The organism is Belnapia sp. AC561, from assembly GCF_979252845.1.
The window spans coordinates 1-230 of record NZ_CEEDBP010000545.1 but is presented as its reverse complement, the minus strand read 5'-3'; the positions used below and the strand labels follow the sequence as shown (position 1 = coordinate 230).

Annotated in this window: 1 pseudogene; it reads right to left on the bottom strand. The window is 76.5% G+C overall.

Going from position 1 to position 230, the window contains the following annotated elements:
- Positions 1 to 230 (bottom strand): annotated as a pseudogene (locus tag AC0IW9_RS32195) (hypothetical protein); the annotation flags it as partial.

Genomic DNA, 230 nt, shown 5'->3' with positions numbered 1-230 from the left:
GCGTCGCTCAGCGAGAGGCCCGGCAGCGGGACCGAGATCGCGAAGCCCTGGCCGACGTGGCGCATGTCGGCGCTCGGCTTCAGGAGGATGGTCGCCGGATCGGCTCCGGCCTCGGCCAGCAGCGCGCGGCCGGCCGCCGCCATCTCGGCGAACAGTCCGGTCACCACCGCCCAGTCCAGCCGGCCGAGCCGCCCGACCTGGCTGCGCACCATGTCGGTCGCCGGCGGCGC